Origin of the sequence: Comamonas nitrativorans (assembly GCF_042654765.1) — a bacterium.
Taxonomy (GTDB): Bacteria; Pseudomonadota; Gammaproteobacteria; order Burkholderiales; family Burkholderiaceae_C; genus Comamonas; species Comamonas nitrativorans.
Genome location: NZ_JBHSEW010000013.1, coordinates 51,603 through 61,598 on the forward strand (window position 1 = coordinate 51,603; position 9,996 = coordinate 61,598).

Genomic DNA, 9,996 nt, shown 5'->3' on the forward strand with positions numbered 1-9,996 from the left:
ATTGCATGAAGCGCGGTTTCTACACCATCATGGCGGCGCAGTTTTTCAGCTCGCTGGCCGATAACGCCCTGTTTGTCGTCGCCGTGGAGCTGCTGCGCGGCACTGGTGCCGGCGAATGGCAGCAAGCCGCCCTGGTGCCGATGTTCGCCTTGTTCTACGTGGTGCTGGCGCCCTTTGTCGGCGCATTTGCCGATGCCATGCCCAAGGGGCGGGTGATGTTCATCAGCAATGCCATCAAGGTGCTGGGCTGCCTGCTGATGCTGTGGGGCACGCATCCGCTGCTGGCGTATTCGCTGGTCGGTTTGGGCGCTGCGGCGTATTCCCCGGCCAAGTACGGCATCCTGACCGAGCTGCTGCCCCCCTCCCAACTGGTGCGGGCCAATGGCTGGATCGAGGGGTTGACGATTTCCTCCATCATCCTGGGCGTGCTGCTGGGCGGCCAACTGGTCGGGCCGGCCATTGCCCCCTATCTGCTGGGCCTGGGCGTCCCTGGCGCAGGCAGTGCGGCCAAGGCGGCGATTGCCGTGCTGGTGCTGGTCTATGCCGCAGCGGCCTTGTTCAACCTGGGGATTCCGCGCACCAAGGCGCCGTTGATGCCGTTCTGGCACAACACCCACCAGAACGGTACCGGTCTGGCCGGGTTGTTGCAGGATTTCTGGCGTTGCAACCGTAGCCTGTGGAGCGACAAGCTGGGGCAGATTTCGCTGTCGGCCACCACGCTGTTCTGGGGGGTGTCGGGCAATCTGCGCTATATCGTCCTGGCCTGGGCGGCAGTCGCGCTGGGCTACAACACCACCCAGGCGTCCGCCCTGGTCGGCGTGGTGGCGCTGGGCACCGCTGCCGGCGCCGTGCTGGCCGCCATACGCATGCGGCTGCAGTACGCCACGCGGGCCATTCCCGTCGGCATCGCCATGGGCTTGCTGGTGCTGGCCATGAACTTCATCCACCAGCTCTGGGTGGCGGTGCCCTTCCTGATCATGCTCGGCGCCCTGGGCGGCTATCTGGTAGTGCCGATGAACGCGCTGCTGCAACACCGGGGGCACTGCCTGATGGGCGCGGGCCGTTCGATTGCGGTGCAAAACTTCAATGAGCAGATCGCCATCCTGAGCCTGGGGGTGCTGTACAGCCTGGCGTCGCTGCTGGGGCTGACGGCCTACGGCGCGATCACTGCCTGCGGCCTGCTGGTCGCCATCTGCATGTGGCTGATCGGGCGCTGGTACGTCTACAACTGCCGCAATTTCGGGGGCGAGATGCGCAAGCTCCTGACCATTGCCCGCAGCGACAAGCACGAATAGCCGCCGAACCGCCCTTTGCGCCTGACGGCATCCAACCCCGCTGCGTTTGCAACCGCCATGTCCCTTCGCTTTGCCCCGCATGTCGCTTTGACGCTGAACGCCCTGGTGTGGGGGCTGTCCTGGTGGCCGTTCCAGACCATGCTGGCCGCCGGGCTGGCCGCGCCCTGGGCCACGGCGCTGATGTACGCCGTTTTGCTGGCCGCCATGGGCGTGCTGGCTCCGGGCGCCTGGCGGCACCTGCGCCACGACCGAGCGCTGTGGCTGCTGGCGCTGGCGGCGGGGCTGACCAATGTGGCGTTCAACACCGCCATGTCCTTTGGCGACGTGGTGCGGGTGATTCTGCTGTTCTACCTGATGCCCGCCTGGGCCGTGATGCTGGCCTGGCGTTTTCTGGGCGAGCGCCCCTCCCGCATGGCCGTGCTGCGCCTGGTGCTGGCGTTTGCCGGCATGGCCCTGGTTATCCTGCCGACGGGGGCGCAGGGCTGGCAGCGCCTGGGCAGCGATTTTTCGGTGGCCGATGGCCTGGGGCTGTTTGCCGGCATCTGCTTTGCCATTACCAACGTCACGCTGCGCCACCCCAGCGCGGCCCCGGCATCGGCCCGCATGCTGGCGATGTTTGCCGGCTGCATGGGGATGGGGCTGCTGTCCGCGCTGCTGGGCTGCGCCGTGGGGTGGCTGCCGGGGCTGCCGCCCGTGAATGCGGTGTGGGTCGTGGCCGTGCTGGGCATGGCCGCCTTGGTAGCCGGTGGCAATTGGGCATTGCAGTTTGGCGCGGCCCGCCTGCCGACGGCGACGACCTCGGTCATCATGCTGTCGGAAGTCCTGTTTGCCAGCGGCTCGGCCTGGCTGCTCGGGGCCACGCAGCTGACGGCGCAGATGCTGCTGGGCGGCGGCCTGATCGTGGGCGGCGCCCTGCTGGCCGCGCTCGCCCCGTAGGGGGTAGTAGCAAAGCAGGGCGGGGGCTTGCCCTACACTTTGGGCCATCCGATTCGACACTTTCCCCTCCTGCCATGAACCAACTGGACGCTTTGAAACAGGTCACCACCGTGGTGGCCGATACCGGCAATTTTCAACAACTGGCGCAGTTCCGGCCCCAGGACGCCACGACCAACCCCTCGCTGATTCTGAAAGCCGTGCAGCAGCCGCAGTACGCGCCTTTGCTGCAGGAAGTGGTGCAGCGCTTCGGCACCGCGTCCCTGGACGAGCTGATCGACCGCCTGCTGGTGCGCTTTGGCGGCGAAATCCTGGCCGTCGTGCCGGGCCGCGTGTCTACCGAAGTGGATGCCCGGCTGTCCTTCGACACCAGCGCCACCGTGACCCGTGCCCAGCGCCTGATCGAGCTGTACCAGGGCGCCGGGGTGCCCATCGACCGGGTGCTGATCAAGATCGCCGCCACCTGGGAGGGCATCGAAGCCGCCCGCATTCTGGAGCAGCAGGGCATTCACACCAATCTGACGCTGCTGTTCTCCAAAGTGCAGGCCATCGCCTGCGCCCAGGCCAGGGTGCAGCTGATCTCGCCCTTTGTCGGGCGCATTTACGACTGGTTCAAAAAGCAGGCCGGCAGCCAGTGGGACGAAGCGGCCATGGCCGGGGCCAACGACCCCGGCGTGCGTTCCGTGCGCGAGATTTACGAATACTTCAAGCGCTTTGGCATCGCCACTGAGGTGATGGGCGCCAGCTTTCGCAATACCGGGCAGATCGTGGCGCTGGCCGGGTGCGATCTGCTCACCATTGCACCGGAACTGCTGGCGCAGCTGGAGGCCAGCACGGCCCCGGTCGTCCCGGCCCTCGATGCCCGGGCGGCGCAGCAGCTGGACATTGCGCCGGTGCAGTACGACGAGGCCAGCTTCCGCTTCGCCCTGAACGAGGACGCCATGGCCACGGAAAAACTGGCCGAGGGCATCCGCGCCTTTGCCGTGGATACCCGCAAGCTCGAAACCCTGCTGCGCGAAGCCGGGGCACGGGCATGATGTGCCACGCCACCCCGGCGTGGGCGGCGCTGCAGGCGCACCACGCGGACGCGATGGCGCAGTTCGATCTGGTGCAGGCCTTTGCCGATGACCCGCAGCGGCTGGCGCAACTGGCGCAGCAGGCGCCGCATGTGTACGCCGATCTGTCCAAGAATCTTTGGACTGCGCAAACGGAAACCTTGCTGCAAACGCTGGCCCGGGAATGCGGCTGGCAAACCCGGCGCGATGCCATGCTGGCCGGGGCACCGGTCAATACCACCGAGGGCCGCGCCGCCATGCACTGGCTGCTGCGGATGCCGCCCGATGGCGGGGCGCTGCGCCAGCACCCGGTGGTCGCCAGCTGGCCCGAAGCGCAATGGGACACCCTGGCCGCAGCGCACGACACCCTGAACGCCATGCTGGCGCTGGCCGAGCAGGTGCGCAATGACCGCCGGATTACCGACATCGTGAACATCGGCATCGGCGGCTCGCACCTGGGGCCGGAAGTGGTGGTGCAGGGGCTGGAGGACTGGGTGGATGCAGACAAGCGTTTCCATTTCGTCTCCAACGTCGATGGGCACGAGCTGGGCCATGTGCTGCGCCAGGTGCGGCCCGAATCGACGCTGTTCCTGATTGCCTCCAAATCGTTTGCCACGGCGGAAACCATGCTCAACGCGCATTCGGCCCGCGCCTGGTTTCTGCGCCAGGGCGGCTGCGCCGAACCCGGGGCGGCGGTGTCGATTGCCCGGCACTTCGTCGCGCTGACCAGCAATGTGGCCGCTGCCGAGCAGTTCGGCATCACCCGCTGCCTGGCCTTTGCCGACTGGGTGGGCGGGCGCTTTTCGCTGTGGTCGGCCATCGGCCTGCCGATTGCCATTGCCATCGGCCAGGAGCAGTTCCGCGACCTGCTGGCCGGGGCGCACGCCATGGATGCGCACTTCTTCACCGCCCCGATGGCACGGAACCTGCCGCTGCGCCTGGCCCTGCTGGACATCTGGTACCGCAACTTCTGCGGCCTGGGCAACCGCTGCATCGCCCCCTACAGCCACGGCCTGCGCCGTCTGGCGGCGTATTTGCAGCAACTGGAGATGGAGAGCAACGGCAAGCGCGTCACGCACGATGGCCGCAGCCTGGGCGTGCCGACCGCACCCATCGTCTGGGGCGAGCCGGGCACCAACGGCCAGCACGCTTTTTTCCAGCTCTTGCACCAGGGGCAGGACGTGGTGCCGGTGGAGTTCATCGTGGCCCGCAGCGGCGGCAAATACCTGGGGGCGCACCAGCACAGCCTGGTCATCAACGCCATCGCCCAGGCCCAGGCGCTGATGCTGGGCCGCCACGGTGCCAGCGCCCACCAGGACTGCCCGGGCAACCGGCCCAGCAGCTTCTTGCTGCTCCAGCAGTTCAACCCGGCCTCGGTCGGCGCCCTGATCGCCCTGTACGAACACCGCGTGTTCAGCGCCGGGGCCATCTGGGGCATCAACAGCTTCGACCAGTGGGGCGTGGAGCTGGGCAAGCAACTGGCCCAGCAACTGCGCCAGCGCGAGGAGCAGGACGATTGGGCAGGCGTGGATGCCTCCACCCGCGACCTGATGGAGCAACTGGGGCCAGCGGCCACTTAACCATAAAAAGGAGCTTCTTCCGCTGGTATTCAAAGGATTTCAGGCATAAAACCATCTGAAATCTAATAAACACCATCGGAAGCAGCTCCTTTTATTTATCCATACGCCGGGCCGACGGTCTGCGGCGGCAGTTGGTGGATTTCCTGCAAGAGCTGCGCCAGCGCCTGGGCCGCCGCCGTCACCAGCGCCTGGCCGCGCCGGGCATCGGCGGCGGCAGCGTTGCCGGCGGCGCCCTGGGGGTTGTAGTCCTGCATCGCCCAGCCCAGCTTGGCGCTTTTGCCGTTGCCCAGAATCGGGAACTGCTGCGCCCGTTGCGCGGAGGTGGAAGCAAAGTTCTGCGCCCGCTGCATGTGTACCTGCCCGGGCGCCAGGTGCAGCAGCATCGACGTTTCCACCTCGCCGCCATGCACGCCGAAGCGGTGTTCGTGGGCGCTGAAAGCGTCGTGCAAATCCTGCGGCAGCGGCAGGTTGAACCAGCTGCTGTGGTAGACCAGCAGCCCGTGCTGCTGGCGCAGTTGCCGCGCCACGATGTCCATGCTGCTCACGTTGCCGCCGTGGGCGTTGAACAGCAGCAGCTTCTGCACCCCGGCCCGCGCCACGCACGCGCCCAGCTCCGTCCACAGCGCCAGCAAGGTGGCGGGCTGCAAGCTCAGGGTGCCGGGGTAGGCCTGATGTTCCACGCTCAGGCCGATCGCCTGCGTGGGCAGGGCCAGCACGGGCACATGCACGGGCAGTTGCGCCAGCGCGGCAGCGACGATGCCGTCGGCCAGCGCGGTATCCACGCACAGCGGCAGGTGCGGCCCGTGCTGCTCGGTTGCGCCCAGGGGGAGCAGGGCGATGGTCTGCGCTGCCAGTCCCTGGGCCTGGGCCAGGGCAAAATCGTGGGCGGTCACTTCTGCCCAATAGCGGCTGGGCCAGGCGTGCAAGTCGGAACGGGTTTGCATAGTGCCCGCATTATTGACCGGGGGAACCTCCCCCGCCGCCCCTGCTCGAAAGCCAGCATGTCGTCTGCCCCCCTTTCCCCTGTTGCATTGTTCTGGCGCTGCTGCCTGTGGTTGATCCTGCTGCTGGCGCTGCCCGCTCAGGCCCAGTTCACCCTGGGCCAACGGGCCACCGACCAGGCGGCCACCCCCCATGTGCAGGCCCGATTGGTGGTGCAGGCGCCCGACGGCATCGCCGCCGGACAGCCCTTGACGCTGGGACTGCTGCTGACGCACCAACCGCAATGGCACACCTACTGGAAAAATGCCGGTGATTCCGGCCTGCCGACCGAACTGGATTGGGATGTGCCACCAGGGCTGGAGGCCGGGGAGATCGCCTGGCCGGTGCCGCAGCAAATCCGTGTGGGGGATTTGCTCAACTACGGCTACGAAGGGCAGATTCTGCTGCCCGTGCCCATGACCGTGGGGCCGGACTTCACGCCTGATGCCGACGGCACGGTGCGCATCGGCCTGCACGCCCGCTGGCTGGTCTGCCGGGTGGAGTGCATTCCCGAAGACGTGCAGTTGCAGGTGCAGCTTCCCGTGGCGCAAAGCCACGGCGCCTTTGCTGCCGCATTTGCCGACGCCCAGGCCCGTGCGCCAGCGGTTTCCAGCGCCCTGACGGGGCAATTCGAGGTAGCCCCGGACGGTCAGCATGTCACCCTGCAGGTGCAGGGGCTGCCCGCCCCGGCACAAGGCCAGGAGCTGGCCTTTTACCCCGAAGCCGCCGACACCTTCCGCCACGCCGCCGTCCTGGGCCGCGACTGGCAGCAGCGCTGGGACGGCGCGGTGTGGCACGCCACGCTGCCGCTGTCCGACATGCGCGGGGCCACGCCGGCGGCGCTGGAGGTGGTGCTGGGCCTGCCCGTCGCGGGCAGCAGCGTGGCTGAGCAGCCCCCGGCAGCGGCCTGGCGCATCGCGGCCCCGGTGCAAGGCCAGTGGCAGGCCGCGCAGCTGGCCGAAATATCGCCCGCGCTGGCAGCGGCGCTGGCGGCCAACCAAGCCAATCAGACCAATCCAACCACTACCGCGCCCCCGGCCAGTGGCGGCAGCAACGCCCGTTCCGGCAGCTGGCTGATGGCCCTAGCGGGCGGTTTGATCGGCGGCCTGTTGCTGAACCTGATGCCCTGCGTTTTCCCGGTACTGGCCATCAAACTGCTGGGCTTTGCCCGTCACGGCAGCGACATGCGGGCGCAGCGCCTGGGCGGTCTGGCCTATACCCTAGGCACGGTGGTCAGCTTCGCGGCCCTGGGCGCCCTGCTGCTGGCCTTGCGGGCGGCGGGGGAACAGTTGGGCTGGGGCTTTCAATTGCAGAACCCGATGGTGATTGTCGCCCTGGCCGTGCTGTTTACCGTGCTGGGGCTGAACCTGGCCGGGGTGTTCGAATTCGGCCAGATGCTGCCCAGCGGCATCGCCAGCCTGCACCTGCGCCATCCGGTGGCCGATGCGTTTTTGTCCGGCGTGCTGGCGGTGGCCGTGGCTTCGCCCTGCACCGCGCCGTTCATGGGCGCATCGCTGGGCTTTGCCGTGGCGCTGCCCGCCGCGCAGGCCCTGGCGATTTTTGCGGCCCTGGGGCTGGGCATGGCGCTGCCCTACCTGCTGCTCAGTTGGGCGCCGGGCCTGCTGCGCTGGCTGCCGCGCCCCGGGCCGTGGATGGCGACGTTCCGCTGCGCCATGGCATTTCCCATGCTGGCCACGGTGGTGTGGCTGACCTGGGTGCTGGGGCAGCAGACCGGGGTGGACGGCGTGGCCGCCCTGCTGGCGCTGCTGCTGGCCCTGTCGGCCCTGATCTGGGCGCTGACCTTGCAGGGCCGCACCCGCTGGCTGCTGGGAGCCGTACTGGCCGCCTTGCTGGGCTGGCTGCTGCCGACACTCGCACCCTATCTGCGTGAACTGCCTCCGCAGGAGGCCAGCGCCGCCAGCTCCGCCCCGGGAACGGCGCTCTGGCAGCCGTGGAGCCCCGAGCAGCAAACGCAGCTGCTGGCCGAAGGCCGCCCGGTATTCGTCGATTACACCGCCGCCTGGTGCGTGACCTGCCAATTCAACAAACGCACCACTTTGTCCGACCCGGCGGTGTTACAAGCATTTACATTACGAGGCGTACAGTTGCTGCGGGCCGACTGGACACGCCAGGACCCGCGCATCACCGCTGCGCTGGAGCAGCTGGGCCGCAGCGGCGTGCCGGTCTATGTGCTGCTGGCCCCCGGCAAGGCGCCGGTGGTGCTGACCGAACTGATCCGCCCGGACGATGTCCTGCAGGCGCTGGCGGGCATCTAAGAACGTGTTTACGTTCTAACGGCGTTTCGGCGCCCGTTTTGAAAGTTTGGAGGTCGCTATGGAAAGTGTCATTGCCCACGTTTTACGAACCAGCAAAACCATCGCAGTGGTAGGGCTGTCCCCCAAACCCGAACGTCCCAGCCACGAGGTGGCCCGTTACCTGCAGGCCCAGGGCTACCGCATCGTTCCGATCAACCCAGGGGCGCACGGCACCCTGCTGCTGGGCGAGATGTGCTTTGCCAGCCTGCGCGAAGCGGCAGCGGCCCTGGCCCCCAGGGGGATACAGATCGACCTGGTCGACTGCTTCCGGCAAAGCGAGGAAATCCCGGCCATTGCCCAGGATGCCATCGCCATCGGCGCCCGCGCCCTGTGGATGCAAAAAGGCGTGCGCAACGACGAGGCCGCCCGCCAGGCCGAGGCGGCGGGGCTGGTCGTGGTGCAGGACCTGTGTACCAAGATCGAGCATCGGCGGCTGCACGCGAACGACTAATTTCCAGGCCGCCTGCCAAGGCTGCGACAATCGCCCCCCATGACTACTTCCTTCGCTCCCCTTGCCAACGACACTTTCCTGCGTGCCTGCCGTCGTCAGGCCACCGACTACACGCCGCTGTGGCTGATGCGCCAGGCCGGGCGCTACCTGCCGGAATACAAAGCCACCCGCGCCAGGGCCGGCAGCTTCATGGGGCTGGCGACGAACGTGGATTACGCCACCGAAGTCACGCTGCAACCTTTGGAGCGCTTCCCGCTGGATGCCGCCATTTTGTTCAGCGACATCCTCACCGTGCCCGACGCCATGGGCCTGGGCCTGAGCTTTGCCGAGGGCGAAGGCCCGCGCTTTGCCAAGGCCGTGCGTGACGAAGCCGCCGTGGCCGAACTGGCCGTGCCCGACATGGACAAGCTGCGCTACGTGTTCGATGCCGTCACCAGCATCCGCAAGGCCCTCGATGGCCGCGTGCCGCTGATCGGCTTCTCCGGCAGCCCCTGGACGCTGGCCTGCTACATGGTCGAAGGCAAGGGCAGCGACGATTACCGCCTGGTCAAGAGCCTGATGTACGCCCGCCCCGACCTGATGCACCGCATCCTGGCCGTGAACGCCGACAGCGTGGCGCAGTACCTGAATGCGCAGATCGACGCCGGGGCCCAGGCCGTGATGGTGTTCGACAGCTGGGGCGGCGTGCTGGCCGACGGCGCCTTCCAGGAGTTCAGCCTGGCCTACACCAGGCGCGTGCTGGCGCAGTTGAAGCGCACCGGGGTGGACGGGCAGGACGTGCCGCGCATCGTCTTCACCAAGGGCGGCGGCATCTGGCTGCCGGACATGAAGGACATCGATTGCGAAGTGCTGGGCCTGGACTGGACGGCCAACCTGGGCAAGGCCCGCGCCATCGTCGGTCACGCGAAGGCGCTGCAGGGCAATATCGACCCCAACGTGCTGTTTGCCCCACCCGAACAGGTCGCCGCACAGGCCCGCGCCGTGCTGGACAGCTTCGGCACCCCGCACACCGACCGCAACAGCCTGGGCGCCACGCACATCTTCAACCTGGGCCACGGCATCAGCCAGTTCACCCCGCCGGAGCATGTGGCGGCGTTGGTGGAAACGGTACACGGCTATTCGCGCCAGTTGCGCCAGGGGCGCTGACCGGCTTGCGGGCAGAGAGGGCCGGCAAGGCCGCCCTTTCCCTGCCCGCCGGCGTTGAAAATTGTCTAAGAGCGTGTTTACGATCTCATTCCCCCGACAATTCTGGGGTGAAGAGAAAGCCATACCCAAGCGACATCAGTCGAGAGAAATTTGCCGAGATCGAGCCGCTGTTGCGCAGCGTTCGACGCAGCACCAAACCGATCAAGCTCGATCTGTACGAGGTGTTCTGTGCAGTGCTGT

8 protein-coding genes and 1 pseudogene are annotated in these 9,996 nt (G+C 67.4%); 8 read left to right on the forward strand and 1 reads right to left on the reverse strand.

Annotated elements, in window-relative coordinates; all coding sequences use genetic code 11:
- Positions 1–5: 5 nt before the first annotated feature.
- From lplT to pgi, 4 genes are all read left to right on the forward strand, one after another.
- The gene (gene lplT, locus ACFO3A_RS13695) at positions 6–1,295 is read left to right on the forward strand and encodes a lysophospholipid transporter LplT (RefSeq protein ID WP_377727427.1); all 1,290 of its coding nucleotides are present in this window, start codon (positions 6–8) and stop codon (positions 1,293–1,295) included.
- A gap of 57 nt (positions 1,296–1,352) precedes the next feature.
- Entirely contained in the window at positions 1,353–2,231 is an 879-nt protein-coding gene (locus tag ACFO3A_RS13700) for a DMT family transporter (protein WP_377727429.1), read from the forward strand.
- Positions 2,232–2,305: 74 nt separating this feature from the next.
- On the forward strand, positions 2,306–3,265 hold the full coding sequence (gene tal, locus ACFO3A_RS13705) for a transaldolase (protein WP_377727431.1): 960 nt from the start codon (positions 2,306–2,308) through the stop codon (positions 3,263–3,265).
- Positions 3,262–4,863, forward strand: coding sequence for a glucose-6-phosphate isomerase (pgi, locus tag ACFO3A_RS13710; RefSeq protein WP_377727433.1), 1,602 nt, complete (start codon positions 3,262–3,264; stop codon positions 4,861–4,863). Before tal ends, pgi begins: the two co-directional genes overlap by 4 nt.
- Positions 4,864–4,958: 95 nt before the next feature.
- Here the strand turns inward: pgi and ACFO3A_RS13715 are convergent, their stop codons facing one another.
- Positions 4,959–5,807 carry a creatininase family protein gene (locus ACFO3A_RS13715; RefSeq protein ID WP_377727435.1) on the reverse strand — a complete coding sequence of 283 codons (849 nt, stop codon included), beginning with the start codon at positions 5,805–5,807 and terminating at the stop codon, positions 4,959–4,961.
- 57 nt (positions 5,808–5,864) lie between these two features.
- Between ACFO3A_RS13715 and ACFO3A_RS13720 the strand changes: the two genes are divergently transcribed.
- The 4 genes and pseudogenes from ACFO3A_RS13720 to ACFO3A_RS13735 all read left to right on the forward strand — a co-directional run.
- Positions 5,865–8,120, forward strand: a complete 2,256-nt coding sequence (locus ACFO3A_RS13720) for a protein-disulfide reductase DsbD family protein (protein WP_377727437.1) — start codon at positions 5,865–5,867, stop codon at positions 8,118–8,120.
- Between the two features lie 58 nt (positions 8,121–8,178).
- On the forward strand, positions 8,179–8,610 hold the full coding sequence (locus ACFO3A_RS13725) for a CoA-binding protein (RefSeq protein ID WP_377727439.1): 432 nt from the start codon (positions 8,179–8,181) through the stop codon (positions 8,608–8,610).
- 39 nt (positions 8,611–8,649) lie between these two features.
- Positions 8,650–9,756, forward strand: a complete 1,107-nt coding sequence (gene hemE, locus ACFO3A_RS13730; protein WP_377727441.1) for a uroporphyrinogen decarboxylase — start codon at positions 8,650–8,652, stop codon at positions 9,754–9,756.
- A gap of 107 nt (positions 9,757–9,863) precedes the next feature.
- Positions 9,864–9,996, forward strand: a pseudogene (locus tag ACFO3A_RS13735) (IS5/IS1182 family transposase); the annotation flags it as partial.